Annotated in this window: 25 protein-coding genes and 1 pseudogene; 14 read left to right on the top strand and 12 right to left on the bottom strand. The window is 56.3% G+C overall.

Annotated features, from left to right (window positions below):
* Positions 1–60 precede the first annotated feature (60 nt).
* Positions 61–717 (top strand): DUF2268 domain-containing protein, encoded by a 657-nt coding sequence (locus BBA90_RS01220; protein ID WP_240484863.1) that lies wholly within the window; start codon positions 61–63, stop codon positions 715–717.
* A gap of 135 nt (positions 718–852) precedes the next feature.
* Here BBA90_RS01220 and BBA90_RS01215 read toward each other — a convergent pair whose 3' ends face one another.
* Complete coding sequence (locus BBA90_RS01215) at positions 853–1,236, bottom strand: VOC family protein (RefSeq protein WP_065647509.1); 384 nt, start codon at positions 1,234–1,236, stop codon at positions 853–855.
* On the bottom strand, positions 1,233–2,396 hold the full coding sequence (locus tag BBA90_RS01210) for an MFS transporter (protein ID WP_065647508.1): 1,164 nt from the start codon (positions 2,394–2,396) through the stop codon (positions 1,233–1,235). The genes BBA90_RS01215 and BBA90_RS01210 overlap by 4 nt, the downstream gene beginning before the upstream one ends.
* 130 nt (positions 2,397–2,526) lie before the next feature.
* Between BBA90_RS01210 and BBA90_RS01205 the strand changes: the two genes are divergently transcribed.
* From BBA90_RS01205 to BBA90_RS01185, 5 genes are all read left to right on the top strand, one after another.
* Positions 2,527–3,297, top strand: a complete 771-nt coding sequence (locus tag BBA90_RS01205) for a DeoR/GlpR family DNA-binding transcription regulator (RefSeq protein WP_065647507.1) — start codon at positions 2,527–2,529, stop codon at positions 3,295–3,297.
* Positions 3,298–3,450: 153 nt separating this feature from the next.
* Positions 3,451–4,137, top strand: coding sequence for a hypothetical protein (locus BBA90_RS01200; protein ID WP_065647506.1), 687 nt, complete (start codon positions 3,451–3,453; stop codon positions 4,135–4,137).
* 189 nt (positions 4,138–4,326) lie between these two features.
* Positions 4,327–4,818, top strand: a complete 492-nt coding sequence (locus BBA90_RS01195) for a MarR family winged helix-turn-helix transcriptional regulator (RefSeq protein WP_206099877.1) — start codon at positions 4,327–4,329, stop codon at positions 4,816–4,818.
* Entirely contained in the window at positions 4,808–5,569 is a 762-nt protein-coding gene (locus BBA90_RS01190; RefSeq protein WP_065647505.1) for a class I SAM-dependent methyltransferase, read from the top strand. Before BBA90_RS01195 ends, BBA90_RS01190 begins: the two co-directional genes overlap by 11 nt.
* A 212-nt stretch (positions 5,570–5,781) precedes the next feature.
* A complete protein-coding gene (locus tag BBA90_RS01185) occupies positions 5,782–6,741 on the top strand; it encodes a sensor domain-containing diguanylate cyclase (protein WP_065647504.1) in 960 nt (319 codons plus the stop codon).
* Positions 6,742–6,765: 24 nt separating this feature from the next.
* Here the strand turns inward: BBA90_RS01185 and BBA90_RS01180 are convergent, their stop codons facing one another.
* Positions 6,766–7,029, bottom strand: coding sequence for a DUF2798 domain-containing protein (locus BBA90_RS01180; RefSeq protein WP_065647503.1), 264 nt, complete (start codon positions 7,027–7,029; stop codon positions 6,766–6,768).
* A 123-nt stretch (positions 7,030–7,152) separates the two neighbouring features.
* Here BBA90_RS01180 and BBA90_RS01175 point away from each other — a divergent pair, with 123 nt between their 5' ends.
* Positions 7,153–8,064: a LysR family transcriptional regulator gene (locus BBA90_RS01175; protein ID WP_065647502.1), complete on the top strand. Its 912-nt coding sequence runs from the start codon at positions 7,153–7,155 to the stop codon at positions 8,062–8,064.
* 22 nt (positions 8,065–8,086) lie between these two features.
* Here the strand turns inward: BBA90_RS01175 and BBA90_RS01170 are convergent.
* Positions 8,087–9,261: pseudogene (locus BBA90_RS01170) on the bottom strand (MFS transporter).
* Between the two features lie 131 nt (positions 9,262–9,392).
* Between BBA90_RS01170 and BBA90_RS01165 the strand changes: the two are divergent.
* The 3 genes from BBA90_RS01165 to ahr all read left to right on the top strand — a co-directional run bounded on the left by BBA90_RS01165 (position 9,393) and on the right by ahr (position 11,937).
* Positions 9,393–10,271 carry a LysR family transcriptional regulator gene (locus BBA90_RS01165; protein WP_065647658.1) on the top strand — a complete coding sequence of 293 codons (879 nt, stop codon included), beginning with the start codon at positions 9,393–9,395 and terminating at the stop codon, positions 10,269–10,271.
* A gap of 76 nt (positions 10,272–10,347) precedes the next feature.
* Positions 10,348–10,734, top strand: coding sequence for a cupin domain-containing protein (locus BBA90_RS01160; protein ID WP_065647501.1), 387 nt, complete (start codon positions 10,348–10,350; stop codon positions 10,732–10,734).
* 186 nt (positions 10,735–10,920) lie between these two features.
* The gene (gene ahr, locus BBA90_RS01155; protein ID WP_065647500.1) at positions 10,921–11,937 is read left to right on the top strand and encodes an NADPH-dependent aldehyde reductase Ahr; all 1,017 of its coding nucleotides are present in this window, start codon (positions 10,921–10,923) and stop codon (positions 11,935–11,937) included.
* A 39-nt stretch (positions 11,938–11,976) separates the two neighbouring features.
* Here ahr and BBA90_RS01150 read toward each other — a convergent pair whose 3' ends face one another.
* Both BBA90_RS01150 and BBA90_RS01145 read right to left on the bottom strand, forming a co-directional pair.
* Entirely contained in the window at positions 11,977–13,707 is a 1,731-nt protein-coding gene (locus BBA90_RS01150) for a DUF2534 family protein (protein WP_065647499.1), read from the bottom strand.
* 74 nt (positions 13,708–13,781) lie between these two features.
* On the bottom strand, positions 13,782–14,180 hold the full coding sequence (locus BBA90_RS01145) for a DUF2946 domain-containing protein (RefSeq protein ID WP_065647498.1): 399 nt from the start codon (positions 14,178–14,180) through the stop codon (positions 13,782–13,784).
* Between the two features lie 186 nt (positions 14,181–14,366).
* On the opposite strand from BBA90_RS01145, the gene BBA90_RS01140 reads away from it, so the two are divergent.
* Complete coding sequence (locus BBA90_RS01140) at positions 14,367–15,308, top strand: D-2-hydroxyacid dehydrogenase (protein ID WP_065647497.1); 942 nt, start codon at positions 14,367–14,369, stop codon at positions 15,306–15,308.
* 3 nt (positions 15,309–15,311) lie between these two features.
* Here the strand turns inward: BBA90_RS01140 and glsB are convergent, their stop codons facing one another.
* Complete coding sequence (gene glsB, locus BBA90_RS01135; RefSeq protein WP_065647496.1) at positions 15,312–16,235, bottom strand: glutaminase B; 924 nt, start codon at positions 16,233–16,235, stop codon at positions 15,312–15,314.
* A gap of 266 nt (positions 16,236–16,501) precedes the next feature.
* Here glsB and clcA point away from each other — a divergent pair, with 266 nt between their 5' ends.
* Together clcA and BBA90_RS01125 are read left to right on the top strand one after the other, a co-directional pair.
* The gene (clcA, locus tag BBA90_RS01130) at positions 16,502–17,902 is read left to right on the top strand and encodes a H(+)/Cl(-) exchange transporter ClcA (RefSeq protein ID WP_065647495.1); all 1,401 of its coding nucleotides are present in this window, start codon (positions 16,502–16,504) and stop codon (positions 17,900–17,902) included.
* Between the two features lie 113 nt (positions 17,903–18,015).
* A complete protein-coding gene (locus BBA90_RS01125) occupies positions 18,016–18,549 on the top strand; it encodes a sterol desaturase family protein (RefSeq protein WP_065647494.1) in 534 nt (177 codons plus the stop codon).
* On the opposite strand, the gene crtB is transcribed toward BBA90_RS01125, so the two are convergent.
* From crtB to BBA90_RS01100, 5 genes are read right to left on the bottom strand one after another with little or no spacing between them, the layout of a single operon-like run.
* Positions 18,488–19,417: a 15-cis-phytoene synthase CrtB gene (crtB, locus tag BBA90_RS01120; protein WP_065647493.1), complete on the bottom strand. Its 930-nt coding sequence runs from the start codon at positions 19,415–19,417 to the stop codon at positions 18,488–18,490. The two genes, BBA90_RS01125 and crtB, sit on opposite strands and share 62 nt — an antisense overlap.
* Positions 19,414–20,895, bottom strand: a complete 1,482-nt coding sequence (locus BBA90_RS01115; protein ID WP_065647492.1) for a phytoene desaturase — start codon at positions 20,893–20,895, stop codon at positions 19,414–19,416. Before BBA90_RS01115 ends, crtB begins: the two co-directional genes overlap by 4 nt.
* Entirely contained in the window at positions 20,892–22,064 is a 1,173-nt protein-coding gene (crtY, locus tag BBA90_RS01110; protein ID WP_065647491.1) for a lycopene beta-cyclase CrtY, read from the bottom strand. The genes BBA90_RS01115 and crtY overlap by 4 nt, the downstream gene beginning before the upstream one ends.
* Positions 22,064–23,341, bottom strand: coding sequence for a glycosyltransferase (locus tag BBA90_RS01105; RefSeq protein WP_065647490.1), 1,278 nt, complete (start codon positions 23,339–23,341; stop codon positions 22,064–22,066). The genes crtY and BBA90_RS01105 overlap by 1 nt, the downstream gene beginning before the upstream one ends.
* A gap of 12 nt (positions 23,342–23,353) precedes the next feature.
* Positions 23,354–24,259 (bottom strand): polyprenyl synthetase family protein, encoded by a 906-nt coding sequence (locus BBA90_RS01100; RefSeq protein WP_065647489.1) that lies wholly within the window; start codon positions 24,257–24,259, stop codon positions 23,354–23,356.
* Positions 24,260–24,588: 329 nt separating this feature from the next.
* Here BBA90_RS01100 and BBA90_RS01095 point away from each other — a divergent pair, with 329 nt between their 5' ends.
* Positions 24,589–24,804: a hypothetical protein gene (locus BBA90_RS01095; RefSeq protein ID WP_065647488.1), complete on the top strand. Its 216-nt coding sequence runs from the start codon at positions 24,589–24,591 to the stop codon at positions 24,802–24,804.
* Positions 24,805–24,809: the final 5 nt, after the last annotated feature.

The raw sequence follows: 24,809 nt of genomic DNA, 5'->3' as shown, positions 1-24,809 counted from the left end.
GATCTGTAACCGTGCACCATCACACTCGCGATAGGTTTGCTACTATGCGGAGATCAACGATTGCTTTTGGATAATGCTGATATGCCTGACATAACTCTCCATATTCTGAATGCTCAGCAAAAACTTACCGCTCACCGTGAATGGCTTCAGGCCACTCTGATCGATACTTATGAAAAAGCCCGGGAGCTGATGCCGGTTCCTCCGCTGGATGTGGTGGTTAAAGCCGGAAAGTTTGTTATCCCTGAAAAAGGGCACACGGGTTTTTGTCCTGAACCGGGCGTTGTCTATTTAACGGTCGATCCTGAGAGTCCGGCATTCTGTCAAAATGACGCGCAGTCGCTTGAGCGAATGTTTGCTCATGAACTGCACCATGCTGCAAGATGGGCAGGGCCCGGATACGGCTCAACGTTAGGGGAGGCTGTCGTTTCTGAGGGACTTGCCGGGCATTTTTCTCTCGAACTTTTGGGCGGCCAACCTGAACCCTGGGAACGCCTCGAATCAGATATTGTCCGTTCTTATGCTCTGCAACTGCACGATAGCTGGCATCGCACTGATTACGATCATAATGCCTGGTTTTACGGAACCAGCGGGTTGCCAAAGTGGCTGGGCTATACCGCAGGTTTCAGGCTGATTTCCAGGTATCTTGCAGCATCCCCGCAACTGAAAGCGTCAATGCTGCCGTATATCAGCGCTGAGGATTTCAGGACATTTCTTTAAAAAAACCAATGTCTCTGTTTGCAGGACTACCCTGTTTCACAGGCGAAAACTGAATGCTCTTTTTTGCTAATTGCTGTTACAACACTGCAGGGGTAAAGAGAGCGTTTATCACACACAAAAAGCCGGCTAATTGATTCAACCCGTGATCTCGATAAGGTTGCCGTCAGGGTCCTTAATGACAGCCTCGTAATAACCATCGCCTGTGAGGCGAGCCGGACTGACTAAAATTCCATCACCTGATGCTTTGATCACCATTTCATCAACCCGATGACGGGAGCCAACATTGATAGCAATATGAGCCCATCCGGTAAGCTCTGCGCCGTGCCGCCCTTTTGCCAGGCCATCCAGACTCATTAACTCAATAGCAGGCCCTTCGTATAAGCTGATAAAATAAGATACAAAACCAGGCCTGTTTTTACTGATATATAATTCATTAGGCGTTCCGGCAAAATAATCGCGCCAGAAAATTTTTTGCGCTTCAATATGGGCTGTCCATAAAGCTACATGTGAAATTTTCATTTGTTCGCTCCTGGAGAGTATTTCCCGCTAAGATTAAGTGTGAATGATATTGCGCCGACAAAGAGCATTAAGGCTGTAATTAACGAGAAAGCCAGTGCAAGAGAACTAAAATGAGCGACAAACCCGATAATAGCGGGGCCACTTAATACGCCCAGATAACCCATAGTTGTCATTGCCGGAACAGCTACGGATTGAGGCATCACGTTCTGCTGACCCACAGCCGAAAACATCACCGGTACAATATTTGCGCACCCGCACCCGATCAAAATGTAGCCAAACAGCGACAGATGCCAGGATGGTATGAAAGTCATTAATGCCAGGCCAATAGCCGCAGCCAGTGCGCCACCCACGACGACTATTAATTGACCGAAATATTTTACAACCCGATCTCCCGTCAGCCTGGCTGCTGTCATGGCAACAGCAAAGCAGGTATATCCAAGTCCTCCTAACGATTCAGGCATATTTCTTACCTGCGTCAGATAAATTGCACTCCAGTCAAGAACAGTACCTTCGGTCAGGAACACCGATAAACAGATAATTCCCAACATCAGAACAATACCGCGGGGTAAGGCAAAGGCCGGCCCCTCTTTAGGATTGGCATAAGTCAGTAACCCCGGATAACTCAGTAAAGCTAAAGCGATAACAGTGAGCGTAATGAAAAGGATGGATGTAACAACATCAAGACCTGCAGCCAAAAGCAGGGTCATCAGACCTGCACCAGCAATACCGCCAAAACTATACATGCCATGAAAACCGGACATCAGCGGAGCAGACGCTTCTTTTTCAACAAGAATCGCCTGAATATTCATGGCACAGTCTGTCACTCCAATGCCTGTCCCAAAAACCAGCAGGGCTAATGCCAGAAGTAAAGGGTCACTAATCACAGCCAGTAAAGGTGTGCTGACAACGACTAATGTAATAGCCGACATAATAACGCGGCGACAGCCGAAGCGGCTGGTCAGTGAGCCTGTTACCGGCATTGCAATTAAAGCGCCTAAACCAAGGCATAGCAGCAGCGAACCAAGTGTCGCTTCATTTACACCCGTATTGGTACGTGCATATGGCACAAGAACAGCCCAGGTCGCCGTAACAAAACCGGCAATGAAAAAAGCTAACCGGGTTGCCCGGCTGGAAGAGATCCGGTATGACTTTAAGTTCATTACGCTCCTCGTGATAACAGCTGATTGTGGTATGTGTGCAGCGTAATACCGACAGGAGATAAATTGACAACGTATTGCTCCTGCATGATTATGCTCGTTGTAGCTCTTTTTTAAATTTAAGAGGTTTTAAGTGCTCGATTATGCAGCTTTACCCGATCAGCGACAAGACTTTATCCGACAAAAGTTGCGCCATGAAGGAAGAGTGGTCTGTACTGAACTTGCCCGGGAAACCGGTGTGTCAGAACATACCATCCGGAGAGACCTTCATGAATTAAGCAGAGAAGGCATCTGCAGAAAAGTCTATGGTGGTGCAGTGCTGCTGCTTCCCGATGCAGGAAACCTGTCTTTACGAAAAGAGCAACACCTGTCAGAAAAGGACATCATCGCGCAGAAATGTGCAAGCCTGATTAAGAATGAAAGCTGTATTTTTATCGATGCAGGCAGTACTAATCTGGCCATAACTAAGTTTTTATCTGCTGAATTAGCCATAACAGTAGTAACTAATGCACCTGATGTCGCAGCAGCGCTTTTGAAGCACCCCAATGCAGAGGTAATTATGCTGGGCGGTCGTATTCAGCAAGAGAGTGGCGGTTGTGTAGGAAATACGGCAATAACGCAATTGAAAAATATCATGTTCAACCAGGCGTTTATAGGCGGATGTGCAATGAGCGCAGAGGCCGGGCTGACTGGCTTTGACTTCGACGATTGTGAATTTAAAAAAGCAGCCATAGCACAGAGCGATCAGGTTATTGTTGGACTGACATCAGAAAAGATTCCTGGCGTGGCAAGATTTTCAGTTGCCCGCTGTGAGGAGATAGACATTCTGGTTATTGAGGGAAAACGTGCTGAAGAGACCTCTATAAACCTGCTGTCTGAACACATAACGATTTTATCTGTGTAATTTTAATCGGGTTACGCTTCGTGTCAGTAAAGAGACAAAGGGTATTTATTCGTCCCCGAGGTAAGTCATTCATCAGGTCCGGGATAGGAGTTTGCATCTTTGATAAAGAGATGATTTGAAGCCGATGTTTACACCAGTGCCTGAAGGGTTGCCATGAACGGATTAAGTCTGCAAAACAGGTATCACGCGGTAAACGATAACACTGCTGCACAGTGGGCGGAAAATGCAGGCATCGGAAAAATCAGAGAGGAAAACTACTACGATCCGACCAGACTCGCTTTTGCAACTGGCATACGGCCCTCCGCGACCTCAGGTATTTCGCGGCTTATTGAACAACTATCTCAACTGACCAAAGGTGACAGGCTTGCCGACACGCTGCCCGCCTGTGGTTTGCATTTTACGTTTTTACCTCTGACTCTGCCGCTCTATCACGCAGATGAGCCATTACCCGCGAAAGTGGATCAATTGATGGCTATCTGGCGCGAATTTGCAGCGGAAAAAATAGTGATTACCCATCTCCGGCTGGTTGCGTTACCCGATCAGCTTTTGCTGGCGGGCATCCCGGCACCTCCTGCGCTGGCGCTGCGCGAGCAGTTCTGTGCAAACGTGCTGGGCTCTCAGTGGAAAAATGAACTACTGATGCGGCATGCGGGCAGAGCGCTGCCGGCTCCCTTCTGGCACAGCACGCTTCTGCGCTATGGAGCGGCTTTCTTACCGGATTATGTGCGTGCGTTTTTCTTTAGGCATCAGGCCGCCACGTTCGGGAATGTGGCCGGGGAACTGACGCTGGTAAAAACCAACTACAACTGGACAGAGTGCTATCCCTTAAAACCCGTTTAAGCGAAACGACGTTACCTTAAACGCTACATTGTTTGCTGTACTGCAGGAGCAAGCGTAAACGCTTTCAACACTGCACCACAAGTCAGCAAGTATTCACGATTCCGCTATCTCCATGCTTTGTGCCGGATTGAGCGGGGCCGGCAGATGCGATAAAAATGCATTAGTGCTAATGCATTTCAGGAGGTGAATGTGGTTTATATCCATGGTCTGGGCGAAATGCTGAGGCATCTCTCTGAGCTTATTGATAACGGCTCTGAAAAAACGTATCCGGCGCTGCCCGTTAACTATCGCTCCCGCTACACACCCGTTATACGGGCTATTGCTGCAGGGGCAACGACGGTCAGCGATATAAAGTCCATCACGTTTCTGACCCAGGGCGCAGTCAGCCAGACAGTGGCCCTGATGGAGCAGGATGGCATTATTGAACGGAAGCCCCTGACTGACGGCAGAAAAAATGCGCTGCAGCTGACGGCACACGGGCATACCGTACTGAGCAGGCTTGAATGTCACTGGCAGGCTATTTTTTTAGCAGTCTCAAAACTTGAAGCGGAAACAGGAACACCGCTCATGGAGACGCTTAAAAAAACGATAAGTGCGCTTAGCGACCGTAGCGCTGAAGCACGGATACGCGAAGCGACGGCTGAGTTACAACAATGTGAGGAAAAAGGCGATGCGCGATGACACTGCCGGTACAAACTGGTTTTCAGAAGGTGGGCGGAATTATGCACAATATCGCCCGGAATATCCCCCTGAGTTAGCAGGCTATCTTGCAGAACTGGCGCCGGATAACCAGAAAGCACTGGACGTAGGTTGCGGTACCGGGCAGCTAACTCAGCTTCTTTCTGCATATTTCAGCTCGGTGACCGGCGTTGATCCCAGCGAAGATCAGTTGTGCAACGCTTCTCACACACCCGGCATTACTTACCTTCACTCTGCCGCTGAAAGCCTGCCGGCAGACTTCAGCGGTTATAGTCTGATTACGGTTGCGCAGGCCGCCCACTGGTTCCGGTTAGACGATTTTTATCGTGAAGTTCGCCGTGTGGCCAGGCCGCAGGCAGTCATTGCTCTGATAAGTTACGGCGTGCTGAACATAGAAGGCCAGGCCGGAGAGCGGTTCAGGCAATTCTACTATGAAGAGATTGGCCGCTTCTGGCCTCCTGAGCGGCAGCTGGTTGATGCAGGTTACCGCGATCTGCCTTTTCCGTTTGAAGAGCTGAATGCTGCACCTTTCAGTATCGAAGCAGAGTGGAAATTGCAGGCGTTGCTGGGATACATATCCACCTGGTCTGCTGTACGGCAGGCCAGACAAAAAGGTGAGGCGCACCTTATTACGCAGTTTGAAAATGAGCTGACTTCACTATGGGGTAGCCCTGACAGGCGCAGAAAAATAGTCTGGCCGATCGCCATGCGTCTCGGCAGAATACAAAACTAAAATTGATCGCCGGGCATCTCTTTCCCTCTTCTGTCAGAATAGGGTGTCTGATTGCAGATAAGCGTAAGCAGGCTATGCCGTTGCGGTAGCCGCTGTAAGCTTAACCCTGAGGGTGCCCGGGTACGGTGAGTGCAGACGCCGTACCGGTTAATGTCGGATCCACGGCAGACCAGGGGGTACTGGACGATAACGCGAAACGATAAGAGGTTGATATGAAACTGCCGGGAATGCCGGAAAATGAAGCCGCGCGGCTGAAGTCGCTCCACAAGCTTGGCCTGCTGGATACGCAGGACGATGAGCGCTTTGAACGGCTGACCCGCATTTCTCGCCGGCTGTTTCAGGTACCGATCGCGCTGATCAATCTTATCGATCGCGATCGTCAATGGACGCTGGCCTGTCAGGGGATCAACGGCCGTGAGATGAAGCGCGATATCTCATTATGTGCGCATGCCATTATGCTGGATGAACCGCTGATTATCACAGACGCGCGCGAAGATGCGCGGTTTTGTGACAACCCGCTGGTTACCGGCACGCCCTTTATCCGTTTTTATGCCGGCTACCCGGTGCGGCTGCCCGACGGCGCCGTTGCCGGTACGTTGTGTCTGGTTAACAGTGAGCCGCGCAGCTTTACCGGTGATGACATTGCTGCGATGAAAGATGTGGCGGCGATTGTCGAAGATGAATTCCAGGTCACGCACATTGCAATGGTGGACAGCCTGACGGATATTCCTAACCGTCGGGGATTTTATGCAATGGGCGAAAAGCGGTTTCAGCTATTACAGCAGCAGAATCACGATTTTGCCATCCTCTATTTTGACCTCGACAAATTCAAACCTATCAACGATATATGGGGGCATGCGGAAGGCGATAAGGTCCTGAAAACCTTCGCGGCACTGCTCTATCAGCAGCTCGGTCCGGATGACATTGCTGGTCGTCTTGGCGGGGATGAGTTCGCTGTATTGCTGGCTCATCAAAGCGATGCCAAAGCTTACCTGTGCCGGCTGCGCGACACGTTAGCGGTGTGGAATCAGCAGGCGGCTAAACCTTATAACATCAATTACTCCTTTGGCATGATCGGCAGTGAGGCAGGCAGATATGCCTCGCTCGAGGAAATGATCAGCGAGAGCGACAGCGTCATGTATGCCGAAAAGCGCCGGAAAAAGCCGCGATAAGCACGCGGCCGGCTGTGCAGGATCTTAATGGCCGTGAACGGTTAACGCCACCAGCCGGATAACCACCGGACGCACAAGCAGAATACAAATGAATGCAGCAGGCATTGCCACCCGGTAAGCATTCATCACATTTGTCATATAGTGCGGGCCTGCACCTGACTCTGCCAGCGTAATAACGAGGCTCATGAGGAATGCCATAATCGTCGCCATATACAGAGAAAATATATAGGGAGTCACGCGATGGGGCAGTCGTAAGCGCAAGCCAGCCGACGCAATAGCTTTAATCATAAAATCTCTCCTGAGCGATAAGTTAAGAAACAGCGGCTACCTTACGGGCCCGTGCCGGACAAAAACAGAGCAGCTGTGCTTTAATCATTGCTAAGCAAAAGTTACGAAAAGAGCGGCCCGTTAATGGATATGCTGGGGTTAATCGACAATTTTGTTCGCGTAGTGGAAAACGGCACCATTGCCGCCGCTGCCCGCAACAGAGGAATGAGTGCTGCAGCCGTCAGTCAGAGCCTGGCCCGGCTCGAAACGCAGCTTGGTGTGCGCCTGCTTTCGCGGACAACCCGCAGTATGGTCCTGACGGAAAGCGGCAAGCGCTATTACGCAAAAGTTCGTCATATTCCGTATGATATCGACCTTGCTGCGCAGGCTGCTGTAGTGGAAACCGAACCGCAGGGTCCGCTGCGCATCGCCACCACCGCTGCGTTTGGCCGCTACGTGGTTGCCCCTCTTATGCCAGCTTTCAATGAAAGGTTCCCTGGTATCGATATCGAACTGATCAGCACCGATCGCAATGTCGATCACCGGCTGGAAAACATTGACGTCAGCCTGCGCATTGAGGCGCAGCTGAACGATCAGCTGGTGGCACGCAAAATTGCCTCCCTGCCGTTTATTTTCTGTGCGGCACCCGCTTACCTCTCCCGCGCAGGCATTCCGCAACGGGTAGAGGAGCTGAGCCAGCACGCCTGTCTGGTATTCCGCTATCCCACGGACGGCCGCTTTCTTCCCTGGAGCTTTAGCGCCGGCGGAGAGATCATCACCGCCCGGCTTAACCCGCGGTTTATCAGTGATGATATTGATATTATTGCCCGGATTGCCGTCAGCGGCGGCGGAATTGCACGACTGGCAAGCTTTATTGCCCGGCCGCTGATCGCCAGCGGCCAGCTGATACCGCTGTTTGCTGATGATAAGCAGACGATCCGGTCGCTGCCGATGACCCTCTATGCCTGCGTCAGCGAACGTTCAGCCCTGAGCGCCAAAGTCAGGGCGTTTATTGATTACATTGCGGCGGCGGTCTCCAGTGAAGAAAAGCGGTGACCTGCGCATGCCGGGCAGGGGGTTAACGCGGACTTCGCAGCCGCAGTATAAACAGGCTGCTGATAATCATCATGGTGGCTGCCAGTAACACCATTTCCTGCAGGCCGATAACGTCTGCCAGATGACCACCGGCCAGCGCACCGCTGCCGATTGCCGCGTTGAATATCGCAACATAGAGCGCGGAAGCAGGCTGTGCAGCAGGACCGGCACTGCGCAGCAGCCAGGTCTGCAGCCCGACGAATATCACGGCGATCCCGGCGCTCCAGAGTGCCAGCAGCAGCGCGGTCAGGCCGTGTGGCAAAGCGGCAATACTCAGCGCGCCCAGCGCCGTCGCGCTCAGCAGCAGCGCTGAAAGAATAAGGCCCCTGAGATAGCGGTCAATCAGTTTTCCGGCAATGATATTGCCTGCTACGCCAGCGATGCCGGCAACCAGCAGCAGGGCGGAAACCGCAGCAGGGGCAATGCCCTGTTTTAACGTCAGCAGCGGGTCGATATAGGTAAACGCGGCAAAGTGTGCGGTAATGACAGCGGCCGTGGCGCCAAACAGCGTCAGCAGCGTCCGATGACGAAAAATCGCCAGATAGGCATTCAGTTTCAATGGAACAGGCGGCGTCAGAACCGGAAGCGTGCGCCAGAGAACCACGGCGGCGGCCAGTGCGAGCAGCGCAATGGCATTAAACGCACTGCGCCAGCCGGCAGCAGCAGCCATAAAGCTGGCAAGCGGCACGCCGAGTACGCTGGCGGCTGATACGCCGCCAAAAATGACTGACGTCGCCAGTCCCAGTCTGCTGGCCGGAACCAGCTGTGCGGCGACGGTGCCAATCAGCGCCCAGAACACGCCATGGGCCAGCGCACCGGTAATACGGGCGGTCATCAGGGGGACAGAGTGTAAGCGTGCATCGCCATCAGACAGGAACCGGCCAGAATCACCATTAAACCCACCAGTAACGCCTTACGCGGAGTACGTGCCGGCATCATACCGGCGCAGAGTGCAGCCAGCGCAGCGACCCAGCCATAGGCGGTAACAATCAGTCCGGTACTGGCAGCAGGCTGATGCAAATCTGTTGCCAGGGCATTCAGCATGCCTACCGGAGCCAGCTCGCTGGTAACAATGGTAAAGGCACTGAGGCCGAGCGCGGCAATAGCAACCCAGTTACGTGCCGGCACAGCGTGCGGAGCGATAGCGGTATCATTCATGGTGCAGTCTCCTTGTGTTCAGATTCCGGAATTCTTAACCTGTTTAACTTCCCGGGGATGCGCAGTATCATCTGATCGAAATCGGGAAAACAGTGCGCAGAATGGAATGCTATTTTCCATAAATGGAAACTATGAAAAGTGAATTTTACTGGGATGACATCAGGATCTTTCTGGCAATTGCCCGCGCCGGAACGCTGAGCGGCGCTGCCAGCACGCTGGACACAGGCATCGCTACCGTCTCCAGAAAGCTGGATCGGCTGGAGCAGTCGCTGGGGCTGCCGCTGTTTAGCCGGCATCAGAGCGGATACCGGCTGACGGATGATGGCGAAGCGCTGCTGGAACGGGCGGAGGCGCTGGAAGACCCAGGACGGGCAGTGACGGAAAAAGCGCAGCTGCAGGGTTCGGTTGCCGGGCTGGTACGGCTGGCAACGTCGGACAATCTGGCGACCCATTTTATACTGCCTTCACTTCCGTCTCTGCTGCAGACGCACCCGGCGCTCCGGCTGGAGGTACTGAGCGGAGTACAGTCGGTCAATCTGCACCGCAGAGAGGCCGATCTGGCGATCCGTCTGGTTCGCCCTGAGGCGGGCAACCTGACTATCAGGCGGCTGGGCACCCTGGGGTTCGGTTTGTATACGGCACCGGCTTTACTGCAGGCTTCAGCGCCTTTTACGCTCAATGACGCACCCTGCATCGGCTGGTCTGAATCGCATCAGCATCTGCCGGCCGCTCGCTGGCTGAAGCGGATACTGCGCGGCAGGCCCTGCCGGCTGGAGGCCAATACGCTTGCCGCACAGGTCGCAGCCGTTGCGGCCGGGCTGGGCGTGGGCGTGTTACCGCATTTTATGGCCAGAGCCAGCGGTTTACACTGCCTGCAGCGTGACAGCAGTGCCGATCAGCCCCTGTGGCTGGTGATGCACGCCGATCTGGCAACGTCAGGCCGCGTACGCGCGGTGGCCGATCATCTTATCGAACTCTTCAGCGCATGCCGGGAACAGCTTGAACACTGAGCAAAGTGCAGCGCACACGTCTGTAAGCGCAGCAATGTTCTACACTCCGGTACAGTACAGAATAAGAGGAGAAAAGATGACGACCCCAAAAAACAGCGAAATCAGCCACGAACTGGTGTCACAGAGCGGCGCAGCCTGGAACGGTCAGGCTTACGACGGTTATCCGTCGGGCAAGCCACAGATTACAGTGATGCGCATGTCGCTGCCGGCCCACAGTGAACTGCCGTGGCATACGCATCCCATGCCTAACACGGCTTACGTGCTCTCCGGCCAGCTGATTATTGAAGATAAAGAGAGCGGCCAGCGCCAGCATGTTAATGCGGGTGAAGCGCTGAATGAGACAGTTAACAGTGCGCATCGCGGCTATACCGCTGAGCAGGCGACTGAGCTGATCATTTTTTATGCCGGGGCGGAGGGGCAGTCGCTCTCTGAACCTCTGCCGGGTGAAGAGCCGGAATTTTAAGCCTGAGCCGGGTGGAAAGCGGACAGAGGCGTAAAACTCCTGCTGCACACCCGGTTCGCTTTAACCCTTAATGCTTTTTGCGCCCCGCAGCGTTTTCGATCTGCCTGGCTGCCTGGTTGCTCGCCTCAATCATCACGGCGCCTCTGCTAAACTTCCCGGGTCGCAACCAAAAAACAGAGGACTGTAATGAAAATCAAAAGCTATGCCGCCATGAAAGCGGGCGAAGCGCTGGTGCCGCACGAATATGAAGCAGGTCCGCTGAACGCGGAAGAGGTGATGGTTGAAGTTGACTACTGTGGCGTCTGCCACTCCGATCTCTCCATGATTGATAACGAGTGGGGCATCTCCTCGTTCCCGGTTATTGCCGGACATGAGGTGATTGGCCGCATCAGCGAGCTGGGCGATGCAGCGCAAAACAAAGGGCTGAAAGTGGGTCAGCGCGTGGGCATCGGCTGGACGGCGAAAAGCTGTCAGCACTGCGACGCCTGTATCAACGGCGAGCAGGTAAACTGCGAAAAAGGCTCTGTCCCTACCATTATGAATAAGGGCGGCTTTGCCAGCCATCTGCGTGCAGACTGGCAGTGGGTGATCCCGCTACCGGAATCAATCGATATCACGTCAGCCGGCCCGCTGCTCTGCGGTGGTATTACCGTATTCAAGCCGCTGCTGATGCACAATATCAACGTTAACAGCCGCGTTGGCGTGATCGGTATTGGCGGTCTGGGTCATATGGCCATCAAACTGCTGCGTGCTATGGGTGCAGAGGTGACCGCGTTCAGTTCCAACGCCAGCAAAACTGAATCTGTTAAGGCGATGGGCGCTGACCGCGTGGTCAACAGCCGCGATCCAAAAGCGCTGAAGGCGCTGGCTGGCCAGTTTGATTTAATTATCAGTACGGTTGCGGTCGATCTCGACTGGCAGCCCTATTTTCAGGCGCTGGCCCCGCACGGTAAGTTCCATACCGTGGGTGCGGTGATGAAACCGTTCCCGGTACCGGCATTTACCCTGATCATGGGCGATCGCGCCGTAACCGGCTCCTCTACCGGCTCACCGGGCCAGCTGCGTACGCTGATGCGTCTTGCCGCGCGTGCCGATATCGCGCCGCACGTAGAAGAGTTCCCGATGTCAAAAATCAATGATGCGCTGGAACATGTGCGTGCCGGTAAAGCAAATTACCGCGTTGTGCTGAAAGCTGACTTCTGATGCAGAGGTGAAAAGAGGTGGCTCAGCCACCTCTTTTTTTTACCCTTTGTTTGCTGAATCGTCCTGCTCGCCGAGGAAAAAGTACCAGAGCGGAATTGACATCAGCCCGGTAAATACCAGCGTGTAGAGCGTAATCATAAAGCCCTGGGTCAGATACATGGTCAGCGACCAGTGGCTGAACGGAATACCATACTGGTCGATCACGCCACCGATAATCGCATTACTCATTACCGTACCGACAATCAGCGCCAGGATGAACAGGCCGCGCAGAAAATAGCGCATCTCTTTGCGTTTGACCGTAAAGCGGGCGCGGATAATACCCAGCGGCGACTGCTGGGCTGCGAGGATCTCCGCTTCAGTCATTGGCGTGCGCTGCTGCCTGCGCCAGCGCAGATAGTCGATGGCTAAAAACAGCAGCAGACTGACACCCATTACCGGCAGCGCATACCCCAGCGCCAGCGCCAGCAGCAGGCACAGCAGACGCGCCGTCAGCGGCAGCGCCAGCCAGCTTGCCGTCAGCGTTTCAAGCGGACTGGCGGCAGCAGAAGCGGGGCGGCGCAGCCACCACATACGGTAGCCCAGCACTATCATGGTGCAGAGGCCGAGCCCAAAGAGAGCCAGCAGCAGCTGATTAGGCAGGCCGAACAGTACGCCCATATGGGCATCCACACCCCAGCGGGTCAGTTTTGCCACCAGCGGAAAGCGGGCAAACTCTGCGCGGTCCACAATCGCAAAACTGTGCGGATCTACCGATACCGCATCCACCTGCGTTGGCCAGTGGCGATCAATTTCCGTGACGGTCCAGGCGCTGCCGCTGTTTTTCGGCTGGCGCAGCTCCACTTTCGCTGCATCAATTCCGTTCTCACGCGCGGCCTTCAGCACCTGGTCCCAGTCAGCATCGGGCATATTGGCAGGCACCGGTTTCATCGCCGTCATACCAGGCTTGCGCATCGCGGCCATATCGGTCACTGACATACTGTGATGATCGGCGTGGGGATCGGCGGGTGCCGCTGGCGCATCCGGATCGAGGACCGTCCTGACCTGGGGCGTCAGCCAGTTCAGCTCGCTGCGCATTTTATCTATGTTCGCACCTGCCCACTGTGACCAGGTGAGGCCGGTCGCAGAGAAGAACAGCAGGCCGAGCAGCAACACCAATCCCAGAGTGGCGTGCCAGTGGCGGCTGAAAGCGAAACCGCTGCGTGCCGGTTTGAGCCGGCGCTTTGGCCGGGTCGCCAGCCACAGCACCACGCCGCCCAGCGCGGCTACCCAGAGCCAGCTTGCCGCCAGTTCGCTGTAGTTGCGTCCTGCATCGCCCAGCAGCAGGCTGCTGTGCAGCAGATCGAGCGTGGTGCGCAGTGGCAGTATGCCGCTGGTGCCATAAACCGGCATATCTCCCTTTATCTGCAGGGTATAGGGATCGATAAACAGCGCGCGCGAGGTGGAGGCGCCCAGCGTCGGATCGCTGAACTGCACGCGGGTGGTATCCTCTGCACCCGGTGCCGGTCGCACCGCATAAACAGGCGCCTGCGCGCCAGCCCTGGCGCGTGCTGCGCCAATCTGAGCCGACAGCGGCTGTGGTTCACCTTCGGGCTTTACCGTCAGCGCATCGTGATAGACCAGCTGTTCCAGCTGGGGCGTCAGCACATAAAGCGTGCCGCTCAGCGCCGCAATAAAGATAAACGGCGCAACGAACAGGCCGATATAAAAATGCAGACGGCGAAGCAGATTAAGCACCGCGCCGCGCGGTGCTGCAGAATTAATAGCAGACAAAAGCGTCTTCCTTCTGAAGATAAATAACCGGGGCGACGGGCAGCAGGCTGCGTCCGCACCACGTTAAAGCAGATTCAGTTAAGAAGCAGGCAAGGCGGTCCGCGCGGACGGGGAATGGCCGCCAGCGTGCGCACTACTGGCGCGGCAAGCCACGGGAGCGGCGGCGCACGGGAGTGAAGCAACATCAGCCAGATAAAGGGAATAAATACCCAGATCATCAGCGGCACATGCACCAGCAGATCGCAGTAGCCGCAGGCAAGCTCGCCGTCGTCCGCGTCATGATGCATCATGCCCGGCATGGCGTGCTCCATCATCTGATGATGATCCATCTCCATCATGGCCGGGGCAGGCTGCGAGACGCGCTGCTGCTCAATCAGGCTTTTCGACACCACCGGCGCAACAAACAGCAGCAGCACCGCCAGAATGGCGAGGCAGGCAGTAAGGCGCTGATGAAGTGCAGGTAAAACCGTCATAACAGATAGCAGGTCACGTCAGAGAAGAGGCGGAATTGTAACGCGATTGCCGCTGCCGCGTTAAACAAACGCCACCCTGCAGAGAAAAAATTCGCATTTTTTGAAAAAGCTCACCCCGGGCGCTGTTTTTGTTAACCTTAACGCAACCTGATGAGAACAGTGCAGAAACAACAAAGCGGAGCGCAAATGAAAATAGTGATGCTGGATGGTGATACGCTGCCCGAACGCCCGGCACAGCCTGCCTGGTGCAGTGACTGGATCTGGCGCGGGCAAACCGCGCCTGCGGATATTGTGTCAGCCCTGCAGGGGGCCACAATTGCGATGACGAACAAAGTTCCGCTGCGCGCCGAAACGCTGCGGCAGCTGCCCGCGCTGCGCTACATCTGCGTTACGGCTACCGGTTATGACTGTATCGATCTTGACGCCTGCCGGACACAGGGCATTGTCGTCAGCAACGTACCAGGTTACTCCACCCGCAGCGTGGCGGAGGGCGTGATCGCTGCGCTGTTCGCGCTGCGGCGGCATCTGGTGGACTACGCCATGAGCAGCCGCGAAGCGTGGCCCGCTTCACCACATTTCTGTATACATCGCGAGCCATTACTGGATATTCAGGGCGCCGTACTGGGTGTGGTGGGTAAAGGCGATATTGGCAGCGCTGCCGGTGAGATGGCGCAGGCGCTGGGCATGACGGTGCTCTATGCCGAACGGCCCGGTGCGACAGCCGTCCGTGCAGGCTATACCGCTTTTGATGAGGTGCTGGCGCGCAGTGACGTGCTCACGCTGCATTGTCCGCTCACGCCGCAGACGCAGCGGTTGATCAACCGGCAGACGCTGGCCGCGATGAAACCGGGCGCGTTACTGATCAACACCGCACGGGGCGGACTGATTGAGGAGGACGATCTGGCGGCCGCGCTGCGTCAGGGAACCCTCGGCGGCGCGGCGCTGGATGTGCTGAGCAGCGAGCCGCCACCCGCTACGCATCCGCTGCTGCAACCCGGCCTGCCAGGCTTGCTGCTGACGCCGCATATCGCCTGGGCAACCCGACAGGGCGTTGCAAACCTGCTGCGCGGCCTTGAAAGCAATCTGGAGGCGTTTGCGCAGGGCAAACCGCGTAATCAGGTGAGTTAAGCATCAGAAGACTGAACGCCCCAGACGGTCGCTCAGCTTTTCCAGCAGCGCGGTGCCTGCCAGTGAATTGCCTGAGCGATCCAGTGCCGGGGACCAGACGGCAATGCTCATCTCACCCGGGATCACCGCAACAATACCGCCGCCCACGCCTGATTTGGCCGGCATTCCCACCCGCCAGGCAAATTCGCCGGCGCCATCATACATGCCGCTGGTCATCATCAGCGCATTGACCTGGCGCGCCTGGCGCGGCGAGATCACCGCCCGGTGATTATCCTGCGTGCGTCCCTGATTGGCCAGATAGAGAAACGTCCGCGCCAGTTCGTTACAGCTCATGGCCAGCGAACAGTAGTGAAAATAGGTCTCCATCACCTTGCTGACATCGTTATTGAAATTGCCAAACGACTTCATCAGCCAGGCAATGGCGGCGTTACGGGCGGAGTGCTCATACTCAGAGCGGGCGACGGCACGGTCATACAGAATATCGTCCTGCTGCGCCAGGCGCCGGACAAATTCCAGCATGCGCTGGCGCGGGGCCGTCAGGCGGCTCTCCAGTAAGTCGCACATCACCAGCGCACCGGCGTTAATAAAGGGGTTACGCGGTTTGCCCTGTTCCAGCTCCAGCTGTACCAGCGAGTTGAACGCCTGCCCGGACGGTTCTTTGCCCACGCGCTGCCAGATTTCAGCGTCTTCATACAGCGTCAGCGCCACCGTCAGCGACAGCACTTTAGAGATGGATTGCACTGAAAAGCGCGTAGTGGCATCACCCGCCTGATAGCACTCACCGCCAGGCGTACAGATGGCGATCCCCAGCTGGTCAGGCTCCACATCTGCCAGTGCCGGAATATAATCCGCTACCTTTCCCTGACGCGTCAGCGGCCGAACCTCGCTGATAATCTCTTCAAGCAATGCGTTACTGAGTTCTGACACATCCCGCTCCGATAGTAATAAACCCGGCCACAATGGCGATGGCCAGGATGATGGTGATTTGCAGGCGCCGCGTCAATCCGCCAGCCGCAATTCTGTGACACATTCTGTTGTGCATGATAGCAGCACTGTCTCAGGCCGGAGGTCATTTAACCCCAGCGTAAAATTCTGTTGCGAATGACCAGGTTACGGGCTGTCCGCTTTTGGCTATGCTGAATCGGTGCAGCGCGCAGAGACGATGCACATGGATTTCTGACAAGGGGAAACTGATGTCTGTTACACCTTCTGACGCTGAAGAGAATACGCGTCGTCCTGGCCGGTTTATGCGACTGCAAGCGCTGCTGCGCCGGGACACCACGCCGGTGAGACTGCTGCTGCTGGCGGCTCTGGTTGGCACGCTGACCGGATTCGCAGGGGTGGCATTTAACCGGGCGGTCAATCTGATGCTGCAGCTGCGTATCAGCACGCTCTCTGCGCAGCATACCGGTTTACTGACCGGGCTGATCTACGCTTTTGCCGCCTCCGCTATTATGGGTGGCGTGGGCTATTTTCTGGTACGCCGCTTTGCGCCTGAGGCGGGCGGATCGGGCATTCCGGAAATTGAAGGGGCGCTGGAAGAGCTGCGTCCGGTGCGCTGGTGGCGGGTACTGCCGGTAAAATTTTTTGGCGGCATGGGTGCGCTGGGTTCAGGAATGGTGCTGGGCCGTGAAGGGCCCACGGTGCAGCTGGGCGGAAATATTGGCGGTATGTGCAGCGATCTTTTTCGCCTGCGCAGTGCTGAATCGCGGCATACGCTGCTGGCAACCGGCGCAGCAGCCGGTCTTTCAGCGGCCTTCAACGCACCGCTGGCGGGAATTCTGTTTATTATTGAAGAGATGCGTCCGCAGTTTCGCTACAGTCTGGTTTCAATCAAAGCGGTATTTGTTGGCGTCATTATGGCGAGCATTGTCTACCGGCTCTGCGAGGACAATGGCGCGATTATTGATATCGGCCAGCTCAGAGATGCGCCCACTGACACGCTGTGGCTCTATCTGCTGCTGGGGGTTCTGTTTGGCGCTGTCGGCGTCGCGTTTAACCGCCTGATTTTCGCAGCGCAGGATCGATTTCAGCGTCTGCATCGGGGGCGCACAATGGTATGGGTAGCATGGGGCAGCGTGCTGGCCGGACTTTGCGGTGTACTGAGTATGGTGCTGCCGCAGGCGGCGGGTGGAGGAATAACACTGATCCCGGCGTTCTCTGGCGGCGAATATAGCGCACTTATGCTGTTCGGACTTTTTATTCTGCGCACGCTGGTGACCCTTTGCTGTTTTGCCTCCGGAGCACCGGGCGGAATTTTTGCGCCCATGCTGACGCTGGGGACGCTGCTGGGCACCTGTTTCGGCCAGATCTGTATAGCCTGGTTTCCGGCGTGGCATCTGGAAGCGGCAACTTTTGCAGTGGCAGGTATGGGCGCGCTGTTTGCCGCGTCGGTACGCGCGCCCCTGACAGGGATTGTGCTGGTGCTGGAGATGACAAATAACTATCAGCTGATCCTGCCGATGATCATCACCTGTCTGGGTGCCACGCTGGCAGCACAGTTTTTTGGCGGCAAGCCGCTTTATTCATCACTGCTGGCGCGTACGCTGGCGAAGACCCCGCTGAGTGAACCGCAGTCCCGCCATGCTAACTGAGTCGTCTGTGGCCGGGATAAGCGTGACCCCCGTGCTTATTTCACCTATGCTGACTTGCGGCATCCTGTATCGCAGTCCACCTTTACTCTTTGACCTTTTAAAATGGACGCACCATGCTCTGGTTATGGAACACGCTTATTCTGCTGGCAACCGTTGCACTGATGGAAGCAGTGGCGGCGCTCTCGCACAAATATATTATGCACGGCTGGGGATGGGGCTGGCATCTCTCTCATCATGAACCGCATACCAGCCGGTTTGAACTCAATGACCTTTACGCCGTCGTGTTTGCCGTGCTCTCGGTCGGGCTAATCTACTATGGCGTGCAGGGCATGTGGCCCCTGCAGTGGATCGGTGCCGGTATGACCACCTACGGCGCGCTCTATTTTATGGTGCATGACGGGCTGGTGCATCAGCGCTGGCCGTTTCGCTATATTCCGCGTAAAGGTTATCTGAAGCGGTTGTATATGGCGCACCGGATGCACCATGCGGTGCGCGGGCGTGAGGGATGTGTCTCATTTGGCTTTCTCTATGCGCCGCCGCTGCATAAGCTGCAGGCCACGCTGCGCGAACGTCACGGCCGCAAACCTAACGCGGCCGCTGCCACAGACCAGCAGGACGCGGCTGCGGACGCGCCACGCGAGAAGTAAGCGCAATCCCCGCGCCTTTAAGCAGCAGCGCCAGCTTTTCTCCTTTGCTGGTGCGCTGCCGGGCATCCCAGGCGCGCATACCTGCATCCTGCACTTTTACCCCGATTTCGCGATACACCCCGTGAGCCGTAGCGATAGCCCATGCCGAGCGCAGCGGCAGATCGGGCAGCCCGCTGCGGGCTGAATGGTAGTAAGGCTCCGCTGCTGCTACCAGGCGTGCAGCCAGCGGCGCTATCGCCGCACGATAGTGTGGGTCGGCCAGCTGATCGGCACGTAACCCGGCTTCCGTAAGCCAGCTTTCCGGCAGATAACAGCGCCCGTTTTGGGCATCTTCAACAATATCACGAGCAATATTGGTCAGCTGAAACGCCAGCCCGAGATCGCAGGCGTGATCGAGTACGTTTTCATCGCGTACGCCCATCACGCGCGCCATCATCAGACCCACGACGCCCGCCACGTGATAGCAGTAACGCAGCGTGTCTTCAAACGTGATGTAGTGCTCTTCGCGCGCGTCCATCGCGAACCCTTCCAGATGATCAAATGCCAGCTGGGGCGGAAGCTCATGCGTCAGCGCCACTTCCTGAAACGCACGAAAAGCGAGTTCATCCATATGCGCACCGCTGTATGCGCGGCGGGTTTCAATCTGCAGATGCTGCATGCGCAGTTGTGCATCTGCCACCTGATGTTGCGTGCCACCTTCGCCCAATGTTTGTCCGTCAATCACGTCATCACAGTGACGGCACCAGGCGTAGAGCATCAGCGTGCTGCGTCGCGTAGCCGGATCGAAAAGCTTTGCTGCCGTGGCAAAACTTTTCGAGCCTGCGGCCATTGTCTGCGTGACCTGCTCAATCAGGGGAGGCTGATTCATCCGGCAAGATCCTCCACCATCAGCTGCGCGGTGGCTTTTGCTGAACCGATCACACCGGGCACGCCAGCGCCGGGATGCGTACCCGCACCGACCAGATAGAGGTTACTGATGTCGGCATCACGGTTATGCGGCCGGAACCAGGCGCTCTGGGTAAGGATCGGCTCCAGCGAAAACGCTGAACCCTGGTGTGCATGCAGCGTGTCGCGGAAATCTTCCGGCGTGAACATACGCTGTGTCACTATCTGATCGCGCAGGCCTGGCATGTAGTGCTCCTCAAGATAAGCAAAAATACGGTCGCGGAAGCGCGGCCCTTCCTGCTGCCAGTCAATTGCGGCAGTGCCGAGGTGCGGAACCGGCGCCAGCACATAAAAGCTGCCGCAGCCTGCCGGTGCCAGCGACGGATCGGTGGTGCAGGGTGCATGCAGGTAGAGCGAAAAATCGTCCGCCAGCTGACTGCTGTTGAATATCTCATTAATCAGTTCGCGATAACGCGGGCCGAAGCAGACCGTGTGGTGCGCCAGCTGAGCGTGCGGCTGATTGAGACCAAAATAGAGCACAAACAGCGAGTTACTCATGCGCTTGCGTTTCAGCGTGGCGGCGCGCTTACGGGCAGTTGCATGGTGCTGCAGCAGCCGGTCATAGGTATGCACAACGTCAGCATTGGAGGCCACTGCGGTGGCGTCAAAGCGACGGCCATCCTTTAACTGCACGCCGCTGATGCGGTTACCCTGCGTTTCCAGCTGGCTGACTTCGGCGTTGAGCAGCAGTTCACCCCCGAGGTCGCGAAACAGCCGCGCCATACCGTCGACCAGCGCGCCGGTCCCGCCACGCGGAAACCAGACGCCCCATTCACGTTCCAGCGCATGAATCAGAGTGTAGATAGAGGATGTTGCAAACGGATTACCACCTACCAGTAAAGAATGAAACGAAAACGCCTGACGCAGATGATCGTCCTGAATAAATTTCGCTACCATATCGTACACGCTGCGCCACGCCTGCAGACGACCCAGCTGCGGACCGGCGCGCAGCATATCGCGGAAATTCAGGAACGGCACCGTACCCAGCTTGAGATAACCCTCTTTAAACACCGCCTGTGAATAGGCAAGGAACCGGCGATAGCCTTCGACATCCTGCGGATTAAACGCGGCAATCTGCTGTTCGAGCAGAGTCTGGTTATTGTCATAATCAAGCACCTTGCCATCTTCCCAGCAGAGACGATAAAAAGGCGTCACCGGCATCAGCTCAACGTAGTCGCTGAGTTTTTTTCCGGCCAGTGTAAAAAGCGCTTCAATCGCGCTGGGATCGGTGATGACTGTCGGGCCGGCATCAAAGGTAAAGCCCTCATCCTGCCAGACGTAAGCACGCCCGCCGGGTTTATCGCGCTGCTCCAGCAGCGTAGTCGGAATACCGGCCGCCTGCAGACGAATAGCCAGAGCCAGGCCGCCAAAGCCTGCGCCAATCACATAAGTACGTTTCATTCTTTCTTCCCTGTTAGCGAAGGAGTCATCAACAGTGCACGCAGCGCTTCTCCCACCGGCACCGGTGGTTTGCCGCATAAAATACGTGCTTTATCCCTGAGAAAGAGTTCTCCGGCGTAAAAACGGCTGATAAGACCGGCATCAAGCCGGTAAAAACGTTGCATAACCTGCCAGCGTTTTTCCGGTCGTCCGGCCAGAAACAGCATACGATTAAGCAGGCGAAAAAAATGCTGCTCGCGCCACTGACGCCGGGCAAACTGTTCAATACGCTGGCTGAGCTGTTCTGCCTCACAGGGCAGGGCAGCAGCAATCTCATCCGCCAGCGCAACGGCAGAGGGCAGTGAATAACCCGTGGTCGCATGGAACAATCCGGCGCGCAGCCCGCTGCAGGGCTGACCCTGCTGCTGCTGCCAGAAACGTCCGATATCGCCATCAAGCGTAATGGGCAGGGAACCCTGTTCTTCACGCAATAAACGACTCAGCTGCCAGCCCTGCTGCTCTGCGTAGTGCAGGATGTTTTGTCGCGCCTGTACGCTATCAAGCGTGGCGTGATTGATATAGTGGGTATCTTCAATCAGCAGACGTTCAGCGCTGAGCGGCAGCGTATAGACAAAGCGATAGCCGCTGTGCTGATCCACCGTGGCATCCATCAGAACCGGCTGTTGCAGACCGTGCGGACGTGCCAGATGCCACTCCTGACCAACAAATGACTGATAACCAAGACGCAGATGCGGCGTAGGCTGCAGGCCGCGTCCGTCAATCACGGCGCGGGCATGCAGTACGTCGCCGTTTTCCAGCGTTACGCGCTGTGGCGCAACGTCGCGCACGGGCGAGGCGGTACGCAACCGATCTCCCAGCGTATCGCGCAGATGGCGGGCAAAATCCTGTGAAGCGATGGAGCAATACTCTCCGTGCAGATTACGCCGCAACGCCGGAAAGCGGACCTGATAACCAGGCCAGCGTGCGGACAGCAGCGGCGCAAGCCAGGCAAACTGCGCGTCGCTGACATCGTCACGGTGAAACGACCAGGTGTGATTGCCCGCCGGCTGAGTGGCGCTCTCCAGTAGCAGAATGTCAGGTGCCGGCTGCAGCTGCATCAGCCGCAGGGCGATCAACCCGTTTGCCAGCCCGGCCCCTACCAGAATAAGGTCTGCACACTTCTCTGACATCAGGTCGCCTCCGCCAGCACAATTTGTTGCTGGCACAGCGCCTGTTCAGCAATATCGGCCGCGCGCTGACAACCGCCGGCACGCTGCATCTGCGCCTGTATCGCTGACATGCGCAGGCGGTAATGAGAATCGGACAACAGCAGTTGCAAGTGGGTCTCCAGCTGATGAGTGCGGCTGAACCGTGAGGCCCTACGCCCTACGCCATGCCATTCGATGCGCGATGCTACTCCGGGCTGGTCAAACGCAATGGGCAGCGCCAGCATCGGAATGCCCTGAGCCAGCGCTTCCAGCGCGCTATTCAGCCCGGCGTGGGTAACAAAAACCTGGGCATGCTGCAGCGCAGCGTGCTGATCGAGAAAATCCGTTACCCATGCGGCGCCGGCCAGCTCCAGCTTACGTACCTGAGGCGCTGTCAGCCCGCCACAATGAGCAACGACCAGCGATAACCCGAGATTACAGCAGGCGCGCGCCAGCCGCAGAAACAGCCGGAAGCGGCGTCCCTGAAGCGTTCCCAGCGATGCGTAGACCACCGGCTGGCGCAGCGCCGGCCACGGTGGCGGCAGATGAGTAGTGATACTCTGCTGACGCAGCGGTCCAACGGCGTGATAGCAGGCGGGCAGCTGCTGGCGCGGAAAATCAAAGGCGGGTACCAGCTGGCTGATCTGCGCCAGCGATGAGAGACAATCCTGCAGGCCTGAACGCGGTGACAAACCGAACGCGCGCGCATGGTAGGCGATAACCTGGCGATGACGGCGCATGATCCGGTCATACATGCGGCTGCTGGCAGCAAAACGCTTTAGTGCTTTCTCATCCTGACCATAGCGAAATGACATCACTGCCAGCGGGATACCCGCTTCGCGGTTCACCGGCAGCGCGCAGGCAACGGAAATAAACGGCAGGCCTGACGCCTCAGCCACCAGCCCGCCGGCCGCCTCCATTTGATCGGCAATGACACCATCCACCTGCAGCTTTCTCAAAATAGCCGGTAATTCGCGACACAGCATATCGGTGGTGCCGGCCATATCATTGATTACGCGGAACAGAGAAAAACCGCCCGGTGCAGCCAGCCGCTGCAGAGCCGAAGCCAGAGATCCAGCCGGATGGGTTCGCTCACCCACCGGATAGAAGGCGATGCGCTCATCCGTCAGCAACGTACGTGCGTCGGCCTGCTGTATAAAGGTAATGCGATGCCCGCGGCTGATAAGGGTCTGTGCCAGTGACTGCAGCGCGTGGAAATGGCTATAGAGTGGCGGCGCAATAACGGCAAAATGCCCCATAGATGATCCGCGTTAGTTGAACATTGCCAGCTGCTGGTTAAACAGGGCATGCATATATTGACGGGTTGCAACGCCGCGATGGCAGGCGCAGGCAAGGTGTTCATCAGCGCTGCGCAGATGCTCACGCAAACGGCGCTCTGCGCTGTCAGCACCCAGCATCTGGACCAGCGTCGATTTACCCTGATCTTTATGAATATCCTTTCCGGTATGTTTACAGCCATCGGCAAGGTCATCCAGCAGCTGAAAAGCCTGACCCAGATCCTGTGCAAAGTCGCCGAGTTTCTGACGCATGACGGGTGCAGCATCGGTCACAATAGCTGCCATCTGCAGCGCGGCGCGAAACAGCACGCTGGTTTTAAGCTCGTTGGTCATGGCAATCGCTTCCGGACTGCGGCTCTGGCCACCATCATGCAGATCCTGAAACTGTCCCTGAACCAGCCCCTGCAGGCCTACGGCCGCAGAGAGTTCAGCAATGGCATCTGTTTTATGCTGGGCCGGCAAATCCGGCGCGAGCGCAATCACTTCATAAGCGCGACTAAGCAGGGCGACTGCCGCTAGGATAGCCACATTTTCGCCAAATTCGCGATGCACCGTTGGACGACCACGCCGCATCAGCGCATCGTCCATACAGGGGATATCATCCAGTATCAGTGAGGCCGCATGAACCATCTCAACCGCACAGGCGAGATCAAGGATACCGCGCTTTGTCAGGTCATAGCCCATGTCACGCGCAGCCAGCAACAGCAGCAAGGGGCGGATGCGTTTACCGCTGGCCAGCGTACCGGCACGCATCGCAGCCCGCACGCGATCGGAGGGCTGACCCGCTGGTAACAGCAGTTCAAGATTCTCCTGCAGAGCATGGCAAAGCTGGCGAAGATCGTTTTCCTGATTTGCTGCAATTTCGGCATGGGCGGTCATAGCGGCTATCCATGGTTAATAAACGTGGCGCTTTTTTTATTAACCGTAGACTGCGCAGGGAAAGAATGCCAGCAGTGACGACTCGTTAAGTCTCAGAAACCAATTATTTATATTAATTTACCGTTCCGGCTGGCGGGTATGGCAGCAGACTCTGTGAATCGGGACAGATTGCTGCCAGCCGTTTCAGAAACCGCAGCGCGTAAGCCCGTGCTGATGTGTGAGCGTGGTTATTTTTTGAACTAAAAAAACGAACTTAACGATCCTGATCAAATTTCAGAATGCAGCGTTGCCGGAAGATAGAGGGAATCAGGAAATAACCGGAGGCAGCAATGAGCAAATCACTGATGCGTTTATCGGATATGGCGCGTTATCTGGAGGTTCCCCCCGATGTGCTGATTCGCGCAATCTGTAACCGCGGCACGCTGGAGAAAGTGCCGCTCCCCCCGGCAATCGATGAAGAGCTGCCGCTTTCCCGCCGGTGCTGGTCACCGCAGGAAGTCAGGCAATTTCGTCATCAGCTGCAGCGCCAGCGGCATCAGCATTGAGAAGC

The organism is Pantoea eucrina (genome assembly GCF_001691555.1).
In the GTDB taxonomy this organism is placed as follows: Bacteria; Pseudomonadota; Gammaproteobacteria; order Enterobacterales; family Enterobacteriaceae; genus Pantoea; species Pantoea borealis.
This window is presented reverse-complemented; position numbering and strand designations above follow the sequence as displayed.